Here is a 20448-nt window from a genome sequence, read left to right on the forward strand (position 1 = left end):
CTTAATCCATTCTGTACTTATTCCGATTCTCCTGCAATTTCCGACAAGATTTTATCGAAGGAAATACAAAATGTTTCTCTGTCTTCATTTGTAAAAGGTTTAGGACCTTTACCATAGTTTCCTCTACGGCGTTCTTTTGCTGCGACGTATCGATAATCGAGTGCGGTGGCTATACTCTCTTCCCTGTAGGCTTTTCCCCGGGGAGAGATGGCATAAACTTTTTTCGGCAAGACTAGGCTTGCCAATCCAATATCCTGGGTTACCAGGACATCTTGAGGTCTGACATGATTCATAATGTATAAGTCGGCCGCTTCTTTCGAACTATCGACATATACCCACGTACCTTGGTCGGGTTCGTTCTTCCTATGGGCATGAGAAGCAACAAAAACAATTTCAAAGCCATATCCACTGGTAATTTTAATGATTTCCTGTTTTACCGGGCAAGCATCTGCATCTACATAGACGGTAGACTTAAGTTCGCTAATACTAACTATTCTACATCACTCCGTATTATCCTTCTCTCTTTATGAACTTTCCTAGAGATTTGATTAAAATTGTCGAATTTTAATTAAGACGAGACTTGACATATCACAATAATTAGTTTATTCCTTAAGAGTTTAGTCTAAACCTATTTTAAATATTTTTATCACAATTTTTTATTATAGTATAATCGGACAAGTTTGACCACTATAAAAACTCAAGAAATGAAACCTTTCTGTCCTTCTGGTTATGTTCACCAAAAAAAGAATGATCCTTCCGCTTTATTCAGGGAAAGTATCATTCCTTTTAAAGTTAAAAGTTAATCGTTTGAGTGCTGATAGATATTGGTAATGACATTCGCTGTTTCTTCAACCGCTTTGTTCGTTACATCAATCACATGACACCCGATCCGATCGGTTATTTTCTCGAAATATTTCAGCTCATCTTCAATCCGTTGAATATTTGCATAGCTCGCCTGATCATTCAATCCCAGTGACTTTAATCTTTCACGGCGGATTGTATTCAACTTTTCAGGGCTGATTTTTAACCCGAAACATTTCTTCGGAGAAACCATAAATAATTCCTCCGGGGGATCGACTTCCGGTACGAGTGGTACATTGGCCACTTTAATTCTCTTCAGTGCAAGGTATTGTGATAATGGCGTTTTCGATGTTCTGGAAACACCCACTAAGACAATATCCGCTCTAAGAATACCGCGGGGATCTCTCCCGTCATCGTACTTAACGGCAAACTCAATGGCTTCTACTTTCTTAAAGTAATCATCATCCAGCTTCCTTACCGTTCCTGGCTCGAACAATGGTTCCTTTTGGTATGCTGATTGATATTTATCCATTAATGGACCGATAATATCGAAAGCGTATAACTCTTCTCTTTCAGCTTCTTTTTTAATATAGGCACGCATATCCGGCTTAACCAAGGTGTAAACAATAAGTCCCTGGTTTAATTTCGCTAAGGAAATCACTTCGTCGATATGTTCCAGGTCCTCTACATACGGAAAGCGTTTAATGACCGTATTGGAACCATTGAATTGGCTAATCGCCGCTTTTGTGACTAGTTCAGCAGTTTCACCTACCGAGTCGGATACAACATAGATGATCGGTTCTTTCACGATCGTTCACCACCTTCTAATATTCATCTGCTAACGCTACAAATGCTTTCGTGATATTCGTTTTCGTAATTCTGCCTATTACTTCTAAATCCCCTTTTTCCGTTTTCTTAATCACAGGAACGGAGTCAATTTGCTTATGGATCAAGTCTTTGGCAACGCCTATTAGCTGGTCATCTTTTTCACAGACAGTGATATTGGGCATTCTCGTCATAATAATATTCACCGGCAAGGTACTAAGTTCCTGCTTCCCGATGCTCGCTCTTAAAAGATCCTTACGGGAAAGAACTCCAACTAAGTACGTATTGGCATCCACTACGAATAATGTTCCTACGTCCTCCAGGAACATCGTAACAATAGCATCATACACAGAAACATTTTCGTTTACCACTACAGGAATCGATTGATAATCTTTAACATATATTTTGTTTAGGTTTTCTGTCAACAGCTGCGTTCCTGTTTTCCCTGTATAGAAATACCCCACTCTTGGACGGGCATCCAGATAACCCGCCATGGTTAGGATGGCCAGATCAGGCCTGAGGGTCGCCCTGGTCAAGTTTAATTGATCGGCGATTTGTTCACCAGTGATAGGTCCGTTGTCTTTAACTATTTGTAAAATATGTTCTTGACGCTTATTAAGTTCGATTGTTACTCACCACCTAACGAACAGACTATTTATGTTATACTTTATATGAAATATTATATACTATTTAATTAAAATGAAAAGAGCATATTATCATTCTATTGTGTCAACACTATATTTTAAATTTCACTTTACAAAGAGTATCTTTTTTTGATACAAACTTCAAATCTTTTCTCTTCATAAGATCGATGGTTGTATTTATTCAAGCATCATGATAAAATATCTTCATCTTAAACCAATAATGCTATGACGGATCGATAAGTACTTGCTGCACTCAAGCGACCAGGGATGGTGAAAGCCTGGAAAGCAAGGAAACGGCAATCCCGAGCAATTTTAACATTTAAAAGTGGGTATACATGTATTACGTATATCAACTAGGGTGGAACCGCGAGTATCAAGCTCGTCCCTAGGCCATGCGCCTAGGGACGAGCTTTTTTATTTTATTTACATACATGATGAAAAGGAGTGACTTTTATGTCAATGGAACAAGTAGTAAATTTAGCGAAGCATCGCGGATTTGTTTTCCCGGGTTCTGAAATCTACGGAGGACTCGCTAACACCTGGGATTACGGTCCATTAGGTGTAGAATTAAAAAACAATATTAAAAAAGCATGGTGGAAAAAATTCGTTCAGGAGTCCCCATACAACGTGGGTCTGGATGCAAGTATTTTAATGAATCCACAAACATGGGTAGCCTCTGGTCACGTTGGAAACTTCAATGACCCGATGATTGATTGCAAGCAATGTAAAACGCGTCATCGTGCAGACAAAATCATTGAAAATGCCCTTGAAGAAAAAGGTATTGAAATGATCGTGGATGGACTTTCGTTTGAGAAAATGGAAGAAATCATCAAGGAGCACAGCATTGTATGCCCTGATTGCGGAAGTCAGGACTTCACGGATATCCGTCAATTCGATTTAATGTTTAAAACTCATCAAGGGGTTACCGAATCTTCAACAAATGAAATCTATCTTCGCCCTGAAACGGCACAAGGGATCTTTGTTAATTTCAAAAATGTTCAGCGCTCAATGCGTAAGAAAATGCCGTTCGGTATTGCACAAGTCGGAAAAAGCTTCCGAAATGAAATTACACCTGGTAACTTCACATTCAGAACACGTGAATTTGAACAAATGGAACTGGAATTCTTCTGTAAACCGGGTGAAGACCTTGAATGGTTCTCTTTCTGGCGTGAATACTGTAAAAACTGGTTACTTAACCTGGGAATGAACGAAGACAACATGCGTTTACGTGATCATGATAAAGACGAATTATCCCATTACAGTAACGCGACAACGGATATCGAATACAAATTCCCATTCGGCTGGGGAGAGCTTTGGGGTGTGGCAGATCGTACAGACTTTGACCTGAAGCGTCATATGGAACATTCGAATGAGGACTTCCACTACATGGATCCGCAAACCAATGAGAAGTATGTACCATACTGTATCGAACCGTCTCTTGGAGCAGACCGTGTAACACTTGCGTTCTTATGTGACGCATTTGAAGAAGAAGAGCTTGAAAATGATTCACGTACAGTGCTCCGCTTCCATCCGGCACTGGCTCCGTTCAAGGCAGCGGTTCTGCCACTTTCCAAGAAGTTATCTGATGATGCATTCAAGGTATATGAAGAATTATCACAGGATCTTATGATTGACTTCGACGAAACAGCATCAATCGGTAAACGCTACCGTCGTCAAGATGAAATCGGTACACCTTTCTGTATCACGTTTGATTTTGACTCCGTAGAAGATCGTCAAGTGACCGTACGTGACCGTGACACAATGGAGCAGGTCAGAATGCCGATCAGCGAAGTCAAGGCGTTCTTGCAAGAGAAAATTAAATTTTAAAACCTAAAGCGGAGGCGGCTCGTTCAGAGGCGACAAGCATAAGACAGCCCTGCGGGAAAGGCGTTCTTTGCCTTTTTGGCAGGGTTGACTTATGACCTCGAGCCTCTAAGCCCCGGAGCTAGCAGACACATAAAAAACAGGCCCATTCACCATGGTGAATGGGCCCTTTCTATATCATCACAAGCAGCATTATAAACTAGAATAAGTCCTTTAGGTTATCCATCTGGTCCAGGAACCTTCTGGATTTTAATGTTAAACCTGAATTTTCATCGTAATAAGTCCTGATTACCCGCTTCAATTGACGTTTTGTTTCATCTTTTACCGATATATTCCCCAATCGATTAAGATCGAAATAGTAAAATACCCTCAGAAGCTTCACAGTGCTTTGCGAGATCGGATAATGATGAGGATCTTCACTCAGACAACGATGACAGATGAATCCATTTTCTTTAAAGGAAAAGGCGAATTCACCATCCGCTTCCCCGCATACACTACATCCATTCAAATGCGGATACAGCCCTAATACAGGGAGCATCTTCATTTCAAATATGTGCATAAGAATTTCAGGATCATAGTCTTCATTTAAATAGTGAATGGTCTTGTAAAGCAGTTCAAATAGAAATGGGTTCGGTTTCCGGTCCTCCGTCGCTTTGTCGAGAAGGTCGACAATGTAAGTGGCATAAGCCGTCTTGAACAAATCTTCTCTTACATGCCTTAACGATTCAACCATCTCTCCCTGCTGAAGAGTCCCCAGCCCACTTCCTTTAATAAAAAGGAAATAACCATATGTAAACAATTGTGAAATGGCGGATAGACGGCTATTAGGTTTCTTTGCCCCTCTAGCCATCAATCCAATCTTTCCGAATTCCCGTGTGTATATGGTAACAATTTTGTTCGACTCACCGTAATGATTCGTTCGAATAACGATTCCTTCACACTTCTGTAGCATATAGCCACCTCCCGACATCAATCCGCCCGGGTGATGACAAACTTATCACGTTAAAGGAAAATCAACTTCCGCTGTTTCTTCTTCAAAGCTGTAAGGATCGTCAACCGTCTCCTTTTCAAGCTCCTTAAAAAGTAAATAGGTGTCTATACTTCCTGTCTGCGAAAAAAATTTCCATGTTAAGTCTAACATAAAAAACCCACCTTTCTGGATTTAAACTAGCAAGACTTCATAAGCTTTCTTGTGATTAGAATGAACATTTTCTCTCTAAAAGATGTGGCCTAAATATTGTTAATTTAATCATCAATATTCGTCATCGCTGAAGCCAAAGTCACGAAGGGTGGAAGATCGGTTCCTCCAATCCTTCTGTACCTTTACCCATAGTTCAAGATAAACCTTTGATCCTAACAGGTTCTCAATGTCTACACGGGAGCGCTTCCCAACTTCCTTAAGCATAGATCCCTGCTTTCCAATCACAATTCCTTTTTGGGAATCCCTCTCCACAATAATGGTTGCGATCACATCGATGAGATCCTTCTCTTGCTTTCTCTCCATTTTATCGATAACGACTGCAATACTGTGAGGGATCTCTTCCCTTGTCAGGTGCAGGACCTTTTCACGAATGAGTTCGGAAACGATGAAACGTTCCGGATGGTCGGTAATTTGATCAGCCGGATAGAATTGAGGTCCTTCTGGTAATTGATCCTTCAATAGTTGCAAAAGATTATCTACGTTATTTCCTTCTAATGCTGAAATCGGAACTGTCGCCGCGAAAGGAAACAGGTCATTGTATTGTTGAATCATTGGCAATAACGCATCTGGGTGGATTTGGTCAATTTTATTAAGAATGAGGAAAACGGGTGTTTTTACCCCTTTTAACTTCTCAATAATGAAGTGATCCCCTTTTCCTAATCCCTCTTCAACGTTCACCATGAATAAAATGACGTCCACTTCTTTTAAAGTGTTCTGAGCAATCTTCATCATGAAGTCTCCCAGTTTATGTTTCGGTTTGTGTATCCCTGGAGTATCGATGAATATCATTTGTGCATCGTCTGTCGTGTAAACTCCCTGAACTTTGTTTCGTGTCGTTTGAGGCTTATCACTCATGATCGCGATCTTTTGACCGATTACACGGTTCAAGAAAGTGGATTTCCCAACGTTTGGTCGTCCGATGATGGAGATGAAGCCTGATTTGTACTCTGTATTACTTCCTATATTACTCATTTAAATCCTCCGGTGAAAAAGCTCCTGGTAATAGTTCTGCAACGGTTAGTTCTTCCACATCGCCTTTAAGGTTTGTCAGGACGACTTTCATTTCTTTCGGGCATAATTCCGAAATGACCTGACGACATGCTCCACAAGGTGGCACCGGTCTTGCCGTGTCTGCTACGACCGCAATCATTGAATAGTCTGTATCGCCTTCTGAGTAAGCTTTGAATAGAGCCGTTCGTTCGGCACAATTACACATGCTATAGGCTGCATTCTCGATATTACAACCGTGATAGACCTTACCATCCTTTGACAGAAGGGCCGCTCCCACCTTGAATTTACTATAGGGTACGTATGCTTTTTCTCTCGCTAGTTTAGCTTCTTGTATCAATTGTTCTGCATTCATTCGTTTAACTCTCCTTTTAACCCTTACACATTCATTTTACTACATTTTTCATAAAAGAAAATGGGCTGTTATCATTTTGTAATAAAATAGTTAGATAATTCAAACTATTTATCGATTTTGTCCTTTGCTCCACTTATTCTATACAAGTATAAGAACGTTTTCAAATGAATTAAAGGCTGCAAAAGAGAAATCGTACAATTTCTCTTTTGCAGCCTTTGTTTTCCAGGTATTCGCATCTTCGTTTCTTCCATCAAAGAGCAGAAATAATCTCAAGTAGTTTTGGAAGAAATATGATGGTACCAACAATCGCGGTACAGAACGCAAAGAGTAATACGGCAGCCGAAGCAAGGTCCTTTGCCGCTTTCGCCAGGGGATGGTAGTCTGACGTTGAAAGATCCACTGCCTTTTCTATCGCTGTATTCATTGTTTCAAGTGCCAATACCGAAAACACCAATATAATTAAAATGATCCATTCCAGGGCAGATACTGACAGCATATACGCTAAGATAAAAACAATGATCCCTACACAAGAGTGAATCCTGAAATTCTGCTCCGTGGCCCATACAGATTTAATCCCATCTGCGGCATATCCAAAAGACTTCAAGAACCTGAATAGGCCGAACTTAGTCCCTTTTGAGTCCATATTCATCTAAAATATCCTTTTGTCTCTGAAACATTTCCTTTTCATCGATTTCTTCCATATGATCATAGCCCAATAAATGCAGGAATCCGTGAAGAGCAAGAAAACCCAGTTCACGGGAAAATGAATGATTATATTCTTCCGCCTGCTCTTTGGCTCGATCGATGGAAATGATGATATCACCGAGTACACGTGGAATTTGACCACCTACAATTTCAACTTCGTCTTCTCCCAGTTCTTCAAGAGCGAAGGAAATCACATCTGTGGGCTGGTCCTTATGGCGATATTCACGGTTAATTTCCTGGATTCTTTCGTTCGTCACAAACGTAACCGATACTTCGCTATCATCTTCGACTTCTTCCTTTATTGCTGCAAAGTTTAAGATGTTTTGCACCAAATTTGTTTCCTCATCGGATAATTTCTCTGTTTCATCAATAAAGTCGATCAATAATGTCATGCTTCTTCTCCTTTTGCTTTAAGTTCCGGATATTCGATTCTCGGATGAAAGATTCCATTCAGAGTCTCACAAAGAGATCTCTTGACTGTCTCCAATTGCTTCAATGAAATATCGCACTCGTTAAACTGACCGTCCTGCAGGCGGTCTTGTACAATGGAATGAACAAGCTGTTGAATCTCTCCTTGAGTGGGAGATTTCTTCGATCTGACAGCCGCTTCTACACTATCTGCAATACTGATAATGGCCGCTTCCCTTGTTTGTGGTTTAGGACCGGGATATCGATAATCTTCTTCCTTAACATCTTTCCCTTGTTCCTTTGCCTTATAATAAAAATATTTCAACAATGTCGTTCCATGATGCTGCTCGGCAATATCTACAATTTCCTTTGGCAGCTTATGCTTACGCAGCATGTCGGCACCGTCTGAAGCATGACTTATAATAACATCCCTACTCGTCTCAGGCGAGACCCGATCATGGGGATTTTCCATATTAAGCTGATTTTCAATAAAAAAGTGTGGCCTTTTTGACTTTCCAACATCATGGTAATAGCAGCCGACCCTCGCTAACAGTCCGTTTGCGCCAATGGACTCACATGCAGATTCTGCAAGATTCGCTACCATGACACTGTGATGATAAGTACCCGGGGCATCGGTCAGCAGCTTCTTTAATAATGGTTGGGTAGGGCTTGAGAGCTCAACCAGCCTCATAGAAGAAAGTATGCCGAATCCGGCCTCGAAAAACGGCAGGAAACCGATTGTTAATATAGAGGAACCGATTCCCGATACCAGGGCAAACACGAGATAATACACATATTCGCTATTGGAATAAGAAGTACCGCTTAACAGAACTAAAAACGCCAGGATCAATATATTCACTAGAGCAACGTAAATACCCGCTCTTAAAATATTCGAGCGCTGATTACGGCTCACTAGAAAAAGAATCCCTGATACACCACTGAATAACGTATAAATAGCGATCTCAATATCGATTGATCCGGAGAACTGCTGATGAAAGATGATACTTGAGCATGCTGATAAAATAAACACCATCATCATGGCAATCCGCTCATTTAATAAAATCCTCAGTATCATTCCCGTGAATGCAGCAGGTAAAATAAAGGCAATATCATTGATCTCCATCTGGTCTATTAATCCCACAATCTTCATGATCAGAAGTGAAATCACAAACACGATACTCGTAAGGATTAAATAATTCTGTTTTCGTTCTTCCGTTACTTCCAGAGTATAGAAAAAGTAATACAGCGAACTGATCACGACAAGGACAAAGAGGGCCAGTCCAATATAGGGCTTGAAAGAGAATGTATTTTCTACCATCCCCATGGATTTCAGGATACTGTATACTTTCGGTGTAATCAGGTCTCCATCTTGTACTATGACTCCACCTTCAATGATTTCAACCTTTTGAACATTAACTTCAGCGAGCTTTTTCAACTCATCCGTTTTTTCCGCGTCGTAATACTGAGTAGGCTCAAGGGCAACATTTCCAAGCGCAACAGCCGCTGTAGTCAGATCCCCTTTAAAACTGTAGCTGGTGATCCTTTGCTCTAAATTAAATCTCGCTTCTTTTAACTCATCCTCTTTCACACCATTTTCCATAATGACTTTTAATTGAGTGGAAACAATCGTCTCCATTCGATCCAGGTCTTCTTCTGATGCTTCTAAAAGGGTTTTTAATACGGAATCATTCAAACCATTGGTCACGTTATTATCTTTATCCTTTGGAAGCTTCCCTTTAAGCAGCTTGAGCTGTTCATTGATATCAGCTCCCGGAGAAGGCTTTAGATCCTCGGTTTCTTCACCCTTCGATTGCGTCTTCACTTCTTTAACACTTTCAATGAGTGAGCGAAGAAGGGATATGGAGTTGTCGACGGCTCCTTCTTTCGTGGTGTAGACATTCGCAACTTCAGCCTTTGCTTCTTCCTTCTTCTTCTCAGTAGCCTCATCATCAACGAATTTCTTAGGAGCCCGTATCGTTGTAGGAGCTTCTTCATACAAATTGATATCCAGGGTTTTCGGTTTTACATTTCCATACAAGACCCCGAAAACAATAATACCAAGTAACACAAATAAGAGATTAGTAAATAGTCGGTAGCTAAGAAAGCTCCTTATTTTGAGTAAAAATGGGTGCGTTTGCATAAAGAACCCCCTGTTATGTAAGTACAATTTCAACCAGTTCAAGGTAAAGAGCTTACAAAAAAGCACGAGTGAAAAATAATCCAGCAATTATGTAAAATGATAACAGTTTTTTACTTAATTATCTATGTTAAACCCTATAAAAAAAGATTGATCCCTGCATGTGTCACCGCTGTTACAGAGTGACACACTGGATCAATCTCTTTACCGCATTACTTTTCTATTGTTTCATACGCATCGATTATTTTAGCGACCAATGGATGACGAACCACATCCGCTTGATCAAGATAAATAAACGATACTCCTTTTACATCTTTTAATATTCTTTCAGAAGAAATTAATCCTGACTCGCTTCCTCTCGGTAAATCCACTTGAGAGCGATCTCCGGTGATGATCATTTTCGAATCAAAGCCAAGTCTGGTTAAAAACATTTTCATTTGTGCTTTCGTTGTGTTTTGTGCCTCATCCAGTATGACAAACGCATCATCCAGGGTACGACCTCTCATATAAGCCAGAGGAGCGATTTCAATGGTGCCCCTTTCAATCAATCGAGCTGTATGCTCGGCACCCAGTACATCATGCAGGGCGTCATATAGGGGACGCAGATAAGGATCTACCTTTTCCTTTAAGTCACCTGGAAGGAAGCCCAGGCTCTCTCCTGCTTCAACAGCAGGGCGTGTAAGGATGATTTTTTTCACCTGTCCGTTTTTTAACGCATGTACTGCCATCACAACAGCCAGATAGGTTTTCCCCGTCCCGGCCGGACCAATCCCAAACACCATATCGTGTTTCTTGATAGCCTGGATGTATTGGCGCTGCCCCAGGGTTTTCACCCTGATGGATTTACCTTTTGCATTTTTCGTAATTTCTTCATTGTACAAATCCGTAAAGTATTCGAGTGTGCCTTGTTTGCCCATTTCCAGTGCATAGTGAACATCTCTTTGGCCAATATTGATCCCTTTACGTATCACAGCTACAAGTCGATCTGAAACATCAAGAGCGAGACTTACATCTTCTTCTTTACCTGAAACCAGCAATTCTTCGCCTCTTGTTACAATGGAAACGTGTAATTCCTGTTCTATTAATTTAAGGTGAGAATCTGAAACACCGAACAAAGCGATGGCTTCGTTTGGGTTTTCAAGTTGTAATTTCATTAAGATTTCATCTGACATTCGTTAGTCTCCTTGAATAATTGGTTGTCCTACTGCAATGTTTTCTAATACTTTGAAGTGAATTGTTACCCTAACTTTACCATTCTCAACCTTTTCTTGCAAAATTTTTTCATCTGTGACTTCCGCATCCTCAGGGAGGATGGATTCCAAATTACTTTTGGCAAGCTTCTTCGCCGCATCAATGGCTTCTGATTTTGTATACGTTCTCTCTACATCTTCTTTCTCTTTAAAGCTTTTATCAATATAATATATAGGCAGCTCCCATTTAAGAAAACGGAGGTTCTTTTTGTTCTCTTCCTCGATGGACTCTTTGTACTCAACCTTTCCAAATCCCCAAATCGGAATATTGAAAGAACCGACTCCCACATAATGTTTTCTTTTTTCATTACCGCTAAAAACCACAAATCGGGATTTCAATGGTAGATCCACACTAGATTTATACCATGTTTCCCCCATGATTTTCGCCTTGGCCGAAACCCCTTTAGGATCTTTTTCATTTCCGATCAAACCCGATACGAGAAGCTGACCTTTGTTTACATAGTCATTGACGTTCACCTGGGGATCTCCTTCTTCTACAAACATTTGAGTGATGATTGCTTTCTTCTTGGCTACAATATGCTGAAGACCAGACGATTGAGATGGTTCAGGGGCATTCTTCTCAACCACTTGAAAGTGAAAGGTTGTCCCTTGCAGTTCCACCCCTACCCATGTAATATTGTTCATCCTGTAGGATAGCTCTCTTTGAATATTTTCTACATCCGGGAGTGAGAATTGAAGTTTCCCTTTCGATACTCCCATTTCTTCCAGCTCTTTTCTTATACTGTGCTCCGTTTGGGGTGACGCCCCCTTGATTTGGATGTCCCACACCATATTGGAAAGCAGGAACACGATAATGAAGAAAGCAAGTCCACCAATCATGAACCCTGAGTTCTTCAGGGAGCGCTTAATCAGAAATGGAATTCCTTGACCTCTTAGAAATGTCACTTTACACTCTGATGTCCTAACCGCTCTTCGGAAGTTATGTACATCTTCTAAGGATAAGTAAAATGTGATGGTCTCCGTACCGGCTCTTCTCACATTCCAAATGGTGATACCCGCCCGGAGCAATTGATTAATGACCCTCTCAACCAACCTTCCTTCCATTTTCACAAATACCTTTCCTTTCAAAAAGGTAAACCACTGGTTCTTCAAATCGGTCCCTCCTATTGTTCTAAATAGATCACTTCTACGATCTTCCCCTGAAGAAGAATTTCTTCAGGAAGAATCATCTTGATGACAAATTGCTCACCTTTTATTAAAAGTTGACCTTGTTTAAGCAGAAGCCGCACCTCTCGATCCGTGAACGTCAACAGACCGCGATGGTTTTCTATATAGATATGAATTTGTCCAATCATTGTGACGCGAGGAAGGTCCATCATGACATCTTCAGGTAAATCCATTTTCTGTGTCATCCACTTACGCATTTGTTGTAAAAAGCTTTTCGCCATAAAAAAAGAACCCCCTTTCATCTCATATTTATGAAATGAAAAGGGGTTTCATCACTTTTATTTTTGATGATGCCGTTTTTTTGATCTCGGAGGTCCAAATACCTCCGAGAAAATAAATCCTTTTACGATATCATCTCCATTGTTGAAATCAATGTTGAGAGGCGTACCTTTCTCCCGTATCTTCTTGGCTCTTGTTTGATGAGCTTCCAGTCTGCGGGAATAACGCGCTTCTTTCTTTTGTAAGTCTACATACGTTGATTCTGCTTCCTTCTTCTTTTCTTCAAACCGGGTTTGAATGGAAGAGGCTGCGTCTTTCAATGGTTCTTTGTATTCTCTTGGCACTCTGCTGCGTGCATGTCTCTCCCTCTCCCTTTCCCTCCCTCTTTCTTGAGGTTCAGAAGGAGGGGGAGACGCCGTCTGAATCGGCTTTTGCCTTACTGGTTTATTTGAAGGTGACTCTTTCACTTTATTAAAGATCGAGGTGATGAGTCCGATCAGTATGGCAATGATTATAGGTTCCATGGAGAAAACTCCTTTCTCACAAGGGGAAATTACTTATCTTTAGAATTTTTCGGATCATTTTTATCCCCGGTTAGTTTCCCGATCGAGTCTCTCATTTCCGTATCAGCGTCGATATTCTTTAAATTCATATAGTCCATCACACCGATATTACCTGATCTTAGTGCTTCAGCCATGGCAAGTGGTACTTCTGCTTCAGCTTCCACAACCTTTGCTCTCATTTCTTCTACTCTTGCTTTCATTTCCTGCTCATTGGCAACGGCCATTGCTCTTCTTTCTTCTGCTTTCGCTTGTGCAATGTTCTTATCAGCTTCCGCTTGTTCTGTTTGCAGTTCTGCCCCGATATTCTTGCCGATATCAACGTCCGCGATATCAATCGAGAGAATTTCAAATGCCGTACCTGCATCCAGGCCTTTTGAAAGGACAGTTTGAGAAATCAGATCCGGATTTTCCAATACTTTCTTGTGATTGTCGGATGAACCGATTGTCGATACAATCCCTTCCCCTACACGGGCAACGATCGTCTCTTCCCCGGCACCCCCGACAAGGCGGTCAATGTTTGCGCGAACCGTGATGCGCGCTTTGGCTTTCACTTCAATTCCATCCATTGCCACACCGGCAATAAATGGCGTTTCAATCACTTTAGGGTTAACACTCATTTGAACTGCTTCAAGTACGTCACGACCTGCAAGGTCAATAGCCGCACAACGCTCAAAGGTTAGTTCAATATTCGCTCGATGAGCCGCAATCAGTGCATTGACCACTCTGTCTACATTACCACCAGCTAAATAGTGACTCTCCAACTGATTGATCGTTACCGTAATTCCTGCTTTATGGGCTTTAATCAATGGATTGATCACACGACTCGGGATAACACGTCTCAATCTCATCCCCACTAGTGTGAAAATACTGATTCTCACTCCCGCTGCAATCGCTGAAATCCACAGCATGACTGGTACAAATGTAAATAAAACAGCTAAAACGATAATGCCCACCACAATCGCAACGAGCAGTAAAATCGTACTTGGTCCTATAACCATATTTTATTACCTCCTAAAGTATTATGAAATGTCCCTTACAACAATCCTTGAACCTTCTACCTTCACTATCTTAACTCTTTCGCCTGCTTTGATAAAGCCGCCTTCTGTCACAGCATCGATTCTTTCATCATCTACGATTACGGTTCCAGATGGTCTTAAAGGCGTTTTGGTTACACCTTCTTTACCGATCAGCTCTAATCGATTGATGTTTGATACATATCCACTTTCTGTGCTAGTTGAATCTTTTAAAATGATTTTGTTAAAAAATTTCATTCTTTTACCAAACACCTTTACAAAGATAATCATTGTCGCAACGGCAACAAGTATAGCGATTAGAAGAGATATCCCCATTTGCACTACATCGCCCCCTGCCAGCATAATACTTGCGAGAATTGCTCCGATGCCAAGTCCGCCTGCAATGCCCCCCGGAAGGAAAAACTCCGCAACGATTAGGGCGATTCCAATGATAAAGAGGATGATGGTTTCGTAACCGGCAAGTCCCGCCACTAAATGTCCATAAAAGAATAACAGAAGCGAAATCAATCCGATCGAACCGGCAATTCCAAAGCCTGGTGAATACAGTTCAACTATCAACCCAAGGCTCGCCAACGAAAGAAGGATTGGTACAACGACCGGATTTGTAATAAATCGTGCCAGCTTCTCCGCAAAAGTCTCTTCGATAGTTACAATCGAAGACTTATCGACACCAAGAGTTTCATATAATTCATCCAGATTTGCAACGGTCCCTTCTGAGTAGCCGACTTGCTTGGCTTCTTTTGAACCGAGAGTCAGTAGCTCCCCTTTTTCAATCCCCAATTCTTCGATTACTACCGTTTCATCGGCCATGGCCAAAGCATATCGAGGGTCTCTCCCATTTGATTCGGCGGCACTCTTCATGGCAGAAAGCCAGTAACTCTGAGCTTTCTTATCTGCTGCATTCCCCGCCTGATCAATCACTGCAGCAGAACCCATCTGAGCGTTCGGAACCATATAGATCTCATCAGCATGAAGGGAGATGAAGGCACCTGCCGATAAAGCATGATTATTCACAAAGGCAACCGTCTTTGTCTCCACACCATCAAGGAGCTGACCAATATCACCAGCTGCCGTTACCAGACCTCCTGGTGTATCAATATCAAATATAATAAGTTCAGCATTATTTTCTTCTGCATCACTTATCGCCCTCTCCAGAAATACTTGAAGGCCTTTCTCAACTTCTTTGTGAATAGGTATAACGTATACTTTTTTTGTATTCTCAGCAGCGCTTAACAAGGGCTGTAAAAAACTAAACCCGAGAATCATCATGAAAAATATAAGTAGACCTCTTTTCAACGCAACCCCCTCGTTTCAGGTAATATTCCTTGATACTCTATGTACGGATGAGCTACTAAAATAGTTTCAACTTTATTAAAATTATTATGTAGTTGTGCTGGAATTTATTAATATAGTAAAAAACAGAAAAAGTCGGGTATTTGATGGGTTGACCTTAGATATGATTGATTTTAGACTATTTACTATCGAATTTGATTCTTTTATTATCGACTTTAATCATTTTATTAACAACTTCCGAAGACTTATTTTCAACTCTTATCGCTCTTATGAATATCCATATAAAGCGGATAAAAAAACCGGAAAGCACCAAGGCTTCCCGGTTTTTCTAATCTTATGATAGATGTTGAAGAACAAGTTTGTTGACGAGAGCTCCATCGGCTTTCCCTTTTAATTTAGGCATGATTGCTCCCATCACTTTGCCCATATCGGCTTTAGAAGTAGCACCTACCTCAGTTACTGTTTCTTGAACAATAGCAGAGACTTCTTCTTCTGAAAGCTGCTTCGGCATATATATTTCGACGTAAGTCAGTTCTGTTTGAATTTTTTCAACGAGGTCTTCGCGACCAGCGTTTTGAAATTCCTGGAGGGAGTCTTTCCGTTGCTTCACTTCTCGAGAAAGGACAGTCAACTCTTCGTCTTCAGAGAGTTCCTGATTCCCATGTTTAATCGCTTCATTTTGAAGTGAAGCTTTAAGCATACGAATAACAGAAAGCTTCTCTTTTTCTTTATTTTTCATCGCTTGTTTCATATCATCATTTAAACGATTGAGAAGACTCATACTTACACCCTCTCTTAGAACTTACGCTTTCTTGCAGCTTCTGATTTCTTTTTGCGTTTTACGCTTGGCTTTTCATAAAATTCGCGCTTTCTAAACTCTTGTAAAGTTCCTGTTTTAGAAACTGAGCGTTTGAAGCGACGAAGAGCATCTTCAAGCGATTCGTTTTTACGAACAACTGTTTTTGACATCTCTCTTTCCCTCCCTCCGAACACACTACACTTACATGTTAAAGTCAAGAAACGGTTTGTACCAATTTCTTAAGACGCAGAGTTTTCTGGCGTCCTTTACTTCACCAATAGGTTATGGCTTTGCCCTTGCAACATTGTAACAAGGGGACAGAAAGTGTATGTCTTTCTTGGATGAATTCTTTATCGTTATAAAGAAATCCATGTACTTTGCCATTATAATATATGATATGTAATAGGTCAACAATTTATCATAAAACACTCTTATTAATTAGGCATGTCTCACTCATTTCTTCCATACATTTGTATAAAGCAGGCTGGTTTGTAGGAGGAATGAAATGATTTTACATGGGATAGCGTTTATTTTTTTTATTTTATGTTTTTTGCTTGGGATGACTTGGCTGCGGTCAGGGCTTTTTAATATTGCGAATCAGAAAATTAAAAAATGGCTTCACTTTTTAACAAGCACCCCCACTAAGGGTGTTCTTACAGGAACGGTTGTGACAGCCTTTATTCATAGCAGTTCTGCCGTTATGGTCCTCACTGTGGGACTTGCCTCCTCTGGCTTGATACCGTTCAGACAGACCATTGGAATTATGCTCGGATCCAATATTGGAACCACATTTACCCTTGAAATGTTCACACTGGATATGAATTATCTTATCGTCCCTTCCATGATCATAGGATGCATCCTGTATTTTTTCCCCTCACCTTCCATCCGGAGTACGGGAATGATATGTATCGGGTTTGGATTGATCTTTACTTCGATCCGTGCGATTCAGTGGCTGGCAACACCGTTAACTACTCATGAATCCTTGCGCACGTATATCACAGAAGTGAACGAACATGTTGTCTTGGCTCTCTTAATTGGTTGTGTATTAACGGCGATCATTCAATCCAGTACCGTTGTGACAGGGGTGACTATGGGGTTTCTGGCTGCAGGATCCATTGATCTTCATGCAGGAATTGCCATTATGCTCGGAGCAAATGTCGGGACTTGCATTACCGCCTATATCGCAAGCATTGGCGGAGGTATCCAAGCGAAGCTGACGGCTTATGCTCACATATGGCTTAACGTTATTGGAGTCGCCCTCTTTATTCCCCTCATCCCATTACTCGGAACCGTGGTTCAATCTTTAGCTGGCTCACCCGATTTACAATTGGCCCATGCCAGTGTCGTATTTAACATTTTATGCTCGATCCTTGTCCTGCCATTTGCTGATCAATTTGCCCGTTTTATTGAAAAAATTCACCCTCCAAAAAAAAGCTGAACGAGGTATGAGAACCTCGTTCAGCTTTTTTTATTAATAGTCAGAGTCACTTGTTAAACCTTGTACGATTTTCACGCCTGAGCTTGCTCCAAGACGAGTAGCCCCTGCTTCAATCATCGCTTGTGCATCTTCAGCAGAGCGTACGCCGCCTGAAGCTTTCACACCGATTTCAGGCCCAACCGTTTTTCTCATAAGAGCGATATCTTCCACAGTCGCCCCTCCAGTAGAGAACCCTGTTGATGTTTTTACATAATCCGCTCCAGCTTCTACAGCCAATTGGCAGGCTTTCACTTTTTCTTCGTCCGTAAGCAGGCACGTTTCAATGATTACTTTTGAAAGTGCTTTACCTTTAGATGCTGCCACAACAGCTTCGATATCGCGCTTCACCAGTTCATGGTCGCCACTTTTTAGTGCGCCGATATTGATGACCATATCAACCTCTGTTGCACCCTTTTCGATTGCATCTTTTGTTTCGAATGCTTTCGTTTCAGGGGTGGAAGCTCCCAGTGGGAAACCGATAACCGTACACACTTTTACTTCAGTGCCGCTTAATAATTCGCTTGAATATTGAACCCATGTCGGGTTAACGCATACAGAAGCAAACTTGAATTCTTTCGCTTCCTGGCAAAGTACTTCCACTTGGTCTTTCGTTGATTCAGGTTTAAGTAAAGTATGATCGATCATACTTGCAATGTTCGTAGTCATTCATTATCTCTCCTTTAACAGTTGTCCGTACCTCTCCTATCATATCAAAACAAAGAGAAAAAGACGAGTATTTCTTAATAGCATCTCCAAAAAAAGAAAACCTTTTCATTTATCATAATAAAATAAAAACAACCCCGGTATTCAATGACCAGGGTTGCAATCCTCATTATTTTAAACGGTACACTCTTGCTTCGTATGGCTTAAGAGTTAACTTGCTTACATTTTCATGGCTGTCTACATCATAGTTATTCAGTAAAAGATCAGATGAAGAGACTTTTAACTCATCAAGGTCACAAACGGCGTTCTTTGTGGAAAGGTTTGTGATCACGATCATGGATTGAACTTCACCTGTGCGGGTATACGCATAAATTTGCTTGTCTTTTTCAAGTAGCAGATCATAGCTTCCGTACGTGAAGACATTTTCATTTTTCTTTAATTGGATCATCTTTTTGTAGAAGTTCAGAATGGATTTTTCATCCTTCTCCTGAGCTTTTACATTGATTGTTTTATAGTTTGGATTCACTTTCATCCAAGGTGTTCCGTTTGTAAATCCACTATTTTCTTCGTCTGACCATTGCATTGGCGTTCTGCTGTTGTCACGGGATGATGCCCAGATGATTTCCATTATATCTTTATGCGCTACGCCTTCTTCACGCTTAAGACGATATAAATTCTTAACCGCTACATCATCATAATCTTCTATGGAAGGAAATTGAACATTCGTCATGCCAATTTCTTGTCCCTGGTAAATAAACGGTGTTCCCTGCATTAAGAAATACATGGTTGCCATAGCTGTGGCACTTTCTTTCCAGTATTCTTTGTCGTCCCCCCAAGTGGACACAACGCGGGGTTTATCATGATTTTCTATGAATAGTGCATTCCAGCCGTTGCCTTCAAGTCCTTTTTGCCAACGCGAGAGCACCTTTTTCAATTCGACGATGTCTAAGTCAGGATTTGTTTCAGCGTCCCATAAACCAAGATGCTCGAATTGGAAGATCATATCCATTTTACCGTTTTCTTTACCAACCCATAATTCTGCTTCATCAGCCTTCACGCCGTTCGCTTCTCCAACAGACATGACATCATAATTTCCATAGGTGCGATCTTTGAATTCTTGAAGAAACGTATGAATCCCTTTTTGGTTCATATGCATATCGAAAGAAGAAACGTATTTTTCCTTTTTCGGATTTGGCATATCAGGAAGGCCTGGACGTTTTTTAATATGGCTGATGGCATCGATTCTAAAGCCATCGATCCCTTTATCAAGCCACCAGTTGACAGTATCATAAAGAGCATCGCGCACCTCTTCATTTTCCCAGTTCAAATCAGGCTGCTTTGTAGAGAATACGTGAAGGAAATATTGATCTGTCTCTTCGTCATACTCCCATGCCGACCCTCCAAAGATGCTCTCCCAGTTATTCGGCTCCTTGCCTTTTACCCCATCTCTCCAAATATACCAATCTCGCTTTGGATTGTCTTTCGAGCTTTTAGACTCAATAAACCAAGGGTGTTCGTCACTAGTATGGTTAAGCACAAGGTCGATGATCAACTTCATCTCTCTCTTATGAACCTCATTAAGGAGTTGATCGAAGTCTTCCATCGTACCGAAATCTTCCATGATATCCTGATAATCTGAAATATCATATCCATTATCATCGTTTGGTGATTTGTACATTGGACATATCCAAATCACATCGATACCTAATTCTTTAATATAATCCAACCGTTGAATCACGCCCTGTAAGTCGCCAATTCCGTCTCCGTTTGAATCCTGAAAACTTCTAGGATAGATTTGATAGCCTACCGCTTCTTTACGCCATGCCTTTTTCATCGTAACACCTCATCAAAGTATAGTAAGATACAAACGCTTACATTTAATGCAATCGTTTGCACTATGAGTTTAAAAAAAAGAACTATTTCATTTATTATATTGACATTAATAGTTTACAACCTTCTTCTTCACTTATCAATAGATAAATTGATTCTAAGCAAAAAAAAGAAAGTGGTTACAAAGTATTATTGTGCAAAAACAAAAAAGCACCCAACTATTG

22 protein-coding genes are annotated in these 20448 nt (G+C 40.7%); 2 read left to right on the forward strand and 20 right to left on the reverse strand.

The annotated features are described in order from the left end of the window. Nucleotides 1-17 precede the first annotated feature (17 nt). The 3 genes from ACCB35_RS14920 to ACCB35_RS14930 form a co-directional block, all read right to left on the reverse strand. Entirely contained in the window at nt 18-485 is a 468-nt protein-coding gene (locus tag ACCB35_RS14920; protein ID WP_374057037.1) for a YaiI/YqxD family protein, read from the reverse strand. Between the two features lie 314 nt (nt 486-799). Next, the gene (locus tag ACCB35_RS14925) at nt 800-1612 is read right to left on the reverse strand and encodes a pyruvate, water dikinase regulatory protein (RefSeq protein WP_044339618.1); all 813 of its coding nucleotides are present in this window, start codon (nt 1610-1612) and stop codon (nt 800-802) included. A 13-nt stretch (nt 1613-1625) separates the two neighbouring features. After that, nucleotides 1626-2252 (reverse strand): helix-turn-helix transcriptional regulator, encoded by a 627-nt coding sequence (locus tag ACCB35_RS14930; RefSeq protein WP_044339617.1) that lies wholly within the window; start codon nt 2250-2252, stop codon nt 1626-1628. A gap of 471 nt (nt 2253-2723) precedes the next feature. Between ACCB35_RS14930 and ACCB35_RS14935 the strand changes: the two genes are divergently transcribed. Beyond that, complete coding sequence (locus tag ACCB35_RS14935; protein WP_374054329.1) at nt 2724-4097, forward strand: glycine--tRNA ligase; 1374 nt, start codon at nt 2724-2726, stop codon at nt 4095-4097. A 196-nt stretch (nt 4098-4293) separates the two neighbouring features. On the opposite strand, the gene recO is transcribed toward ACCB35_RS14935, so the two are convergent. The 15 genes from recO to rpsU all read right to left on the reverse strand — a co-directional run bounded on the left by recO (nt 4294) and on the right by rpsU (nt 16424). Further along, nucleotides 4294-5046, reverse strand: coding sequence for a DNA repair protein RecO (recO, locus tag ACCB35_RS14940; protein ID WP_044339615.1), 753 nt, complete (start codon nt 5044-5046; stop codon nt 4294-4296). Between the two features lie 45 nt (nt 5047-5091). Continuing rightward, on the reverse strand, nt 5092-5235 hold the full coding sequence (locus ACCB35_RS14945) for a YqzL family protein (protein WP_082051301.1): 144 nt from the start codon (nt 5233-5235) through the stop codon (nt 5092-5094). A gap of 111 nt (nt 5236-5346) precedes the next feature. Continuing rightward, nucleotides 5347-6267, reverse strand: coding sequence for a GTPase Era (era, locus tag ACCB35_RS14950; RefSeq protein WP_044339614.1), 921 nt, complete (start codon nt 6265-6267; stop codon nt 5347-5349). Beyond that, entirely contained in the window at nt 6260-6658 is a 399-nt protein-coding gene (locus ACCB35_RS14955) for a cytidine deaminase (protein ID WP_034757514.1), read from the reverse strand. Before ACCB35_RS14955 ends, era begins: the two co-directional genes overlap by 8 nt. Nucleotides 6659-6908: 250 nt before the next feature. Beyond that, nucleotides 6909-7301, reverse strand: coding sequence for a diacylglycerol kinase (locus ACCB35_RS14960; protein ID WP_374054330.1), 393 nt, complete (start codon nt 7299-7301; stop codon nt 6909-6911). Further along, nucleotides 7282-7755 carry an rRNA maturation RNase YbeY gene (ybeY, locus tag ACCB35_RS14965; protein ID WP_044339612.1) on the reverse strand — a complete coding sequence of 158 codons (474 nt, stop codon included), beginning with the start codon at nt 7753-7755 and terminating at the stop codon, nt 7282-7284. Before ybeY ends, ACCB35_RS14960 begins: the two co-directional genes overlap by 20 nt. Further along, complete coding sequence (locus tag ACCB35_RS14970; RefSeq protein ID WP_374054331.1) at nt 7752-9911, reverse strand: HD family phosphohydrolase; 2160 nt, start codon at nt 9909-9911, stop codon at nt 7752-7754. The genes ybeY and ACCB35_RS14970 overlap by 4 nt, the downstream gene beginning before the upstream one ends. Before the next feature lie 209 nt (nt 9912-10120). Further along, nucleotides 10121-11080, reverse strand: coding sequence for a PhoH family protein (locus ACCB35_RS14975; protein ID WP_044339610.1), 960 nt, complete (start codon nt 11078-11080; stop codon nt 10121-10123). 3 nt (nt 11081-11083) lie between these two features. Next, nucleotides 11084-12271, reverse strand: a complete 1188-nt coding sequence (gene yqfD / locus ACCB35_RS14980; RefSeq protein WP_374054332.1) for a sporulation protein YqfD — start codon at nt 12269-12271, stop codon at nt 11084-11086. Between the two features lie 11 nt (nt 12272-12282). Beyond that, on the reverse strand, nt 12283-12567 hold the full coding sequence (gene yqfC, locus ACCB35_RS14985; RefSeq protein ID WP_034757499.1) for a sporulation protein YqfC: 285 nt from the start codon (nt 12565-12567) through the stop codon (nt 12283-12285). 57 nt (nt 12568-12624) lie between these two features. Beyond that, nucleotides 12625-13089, reverse strand: a complete 465-nt coding sequence (locus ACCB35_RS14990) for a hypothetical protein (RefSeq protein ID WP_374054333.1) — start codon at nt 13087-13089, stop codon at nt 12625-12627. Between the two features lie 29 nt (nt 13090-13118). Continuing rightward, nucleotides 13119-14120 (reverse strand): flotillin-like protein FloA, encoded by a 1002-nt coding sequence (gene floA, locus ACCB35_RS14995; RefSeq protein WP_044339689.1) that lies wholly within the window; start codon nt 14118-14120, stop codon nt 13119-13121. Between the two features lie 27 nt (nt 14121-14147). Then, on the reverse strand, nt 14148-15428 hold the full coding sequence (locus ACCB35_RS15000) for a nodulation protein NfeD (RefSeq protein ID WP_374057038.1): 1281 nt from the start codon (nt 15426-15428) through the stop codon (nt 14148-14150). Nucleotides 15429-15789: 361 nt separating this feature from the next. After that, nucleotides 15790-16236 carry a GatB/YqeY domain-containing protein gene (locus ACCB35_RS15005; protein WP_044339606.1) on the reverse strand — a complete coding sequence of 149 codons (447 nt, stop codon included), beginning with the start codon at nt 16234-16236 and terminating at the stop codon, nt 15790-15792. Nucleotides 16237-16250: 14 nt separating this feature from the next. Beyond that, the gene (gene rpsU / locus ACCB35_RS15010) at nt 16251-16424 is read right to left on the reverse strand and encodes a 30S ribosomal protein S21 (RefSeq protein WP_032087602.1); all 174 of its coding nucleotides are present in this window, start codon (nt 16422-16424) and stop codon (nt 16251-16253) included. A 335-nt stretch (nt 16425-16759) separates the two neighbouring features. On the opposite strand from rpsU, the gene ACCB35_RS15015 reads away from it, so the two are divergent. After that, on the forward strand, nt 16760-17692 hold the full coding sequence (locus ACCB35_RS15015) for a Na/Pi symporter (RefSeq protein ID WP_374054334.1): 933 nt from the start codon (nt 16760-16762) through the stop codon (nt 17690-17692). 33 nt (nt 17693-17725) lie between these two features. On the opposite strand, the gene deoC is transcribed toward ACCB35_RS15015, so the two are convergent. Both deoC and ACCB35_RS15025 read right to left on the reverse strand, forming a co-directional pair. Further along, on the reverse strand, nt 17726-18397 hold the full coding sequence (gene deoC, locus ACCB35_RS15020) for a deoxyribose-phosphate aldolase (protein WP_044339604.1): 672 nt from the start codon (nt 18395-18397) through the stop codon (nt 17726-17728). A gap of 166 nt (nt 18398-18563) precedes the next feature. After that, on the reverse strand, nt 18564-20228 hold the full coding sequence (locus ACCB35_RS15025; protein WP_374054335.1) for an alpha-glucosidase: 1665 nt from the start codon (nt 20226-20228) through the stop codon (nt 18564-18566). Between the last annotated feature and the right edge of the window lie 220 nt (nt 20229-20448).

The sequence above is a fragment of the Rossellomorea sp. FM04394 genome (assembly GCF_041889765.1).
In the GTDB taxonomy this organism is placed as follows: Bacteria; Bacillota; Bacilli; order Bacillales; family Bacillaceae_B; genus Rossellomorea; species Rossellomorea aquimaris_B.

Bases quoted from the DNA above. Each gene is read 5' to 3' on its own strand.
- ybeY (WP_044339612.1), bottom strand. From the start codon at position 7,755: ATGACATTATTGATCGACTTTATTGATGAAACAGAGAAATTATCCGAT.
- ACCB35_RS14945 (WP_082051301.1), bottom strand. From the start codon at position 5,235: ATGTTAGACTTAACATGGAAATTTTTTTCGCAGACAGGAAGTATAGAC.
- ACCB35_RS15015 (WP_374054334.1), top strand. From the start codon at position 16,760: ATGATTTTACATGGGATAGCGTTTATTTTTTTTATTTTATGTTTTTTG.
- ACCB35_RS15000 (WP_374057038.1), bottom strand. From the start codon at position 15,428: ATGATTCTCGGGTTTAGTTTTTTACAGCCCTTGTTAAGCGCTGCTGAG.
- ACCB35_RS14970 (WP_374054331.1), bottom strand. From the start codon at position 9,911: ATGCAAACGCACCCATTTTTACTCAAAATAAGGAGCTTTCTTAGCTAC.
- deoC (WP_044339604.1), bottom strand. From the start codon at position 18,397: ATGACTACGAACATTGCAAGTATGATCGATCATACTTTACTTAAACCT.
- ACCB35_RS15005 (WP_044339606.1), bottom strand. From the start codon at position 16,236: ATGAGTCTTCTCAATCGTTTAAATGATGATATGAAACAAGCGATGAAA.
- yqfC (WP_034757499.1), bottom strand. From the start codon at position 12,567: ATGGCGAAAAGCTTTTTACAACAAATGCGTAAGTGGATGACACAGAAA.
- ACCB35_RS15025 (WP_374054335.1), bottom strand. From the start codon at position 20,228: ATGAAAAAGGCATGGCGTAAAGAAGCGGTAGGCTATCAAATCTATCCT.
- recO (WP_044339615.1), bottom strand. From the start codon at position 5,046: ATGCTACAGAAGTGTGAAGGAATCGTTATTCGAACGAATCATTACGGT.
- ACCB35_RS14975 (WP_044339610.1), bottom strand. From the start codon at position 11,080: ATGTCAGATGAAATCTTAATGAAATTACAACTTGAAAACCCAAACGAA.
- era (WP_044339614.1), bottom strand. From the start codon at position 6,267: ATGAGTAATATAGGAAGTAATACAGAGTACAAATCAGGCTTCATCTCC.
- ACCB35_RS14955 (WP_034757514.1), bottom strand. From the start codon at position 6,658: ATGAATGCAGAACAATTGATACAAGAAGCTAAACTAGCGAGAGAAAAA.
- rpsU (WP_032087602.1), bottom strand. From the start codon at position 16,424: ATGTCAAAAACAGTTGTTCGTAAAAACGAATCGCTTGAAGATGCTCTT.
- ACCB35_RS14990 (WP_374054333.1), bottom strand. From the start codon at position 13,089: ATGGAACCTATAATCATTGCCATACTGATCGGACTCATCACCTCGATC.
- ACCB35_RS14935 (WP_374054329.1), top strand. From the start codon at position 2,724: ATGTCAATGGAACAAGTAGTAAATTTAGCGAAGCATCGCGGATTTGTT.
- ACCB35_RS14960 (WP_374054330.1), bottom strand. From the start codon at position 7,301: ATGGACTCAAAAGGGACTAAGTTCGGCCTATTCAGGTTCTTGAAGTCT.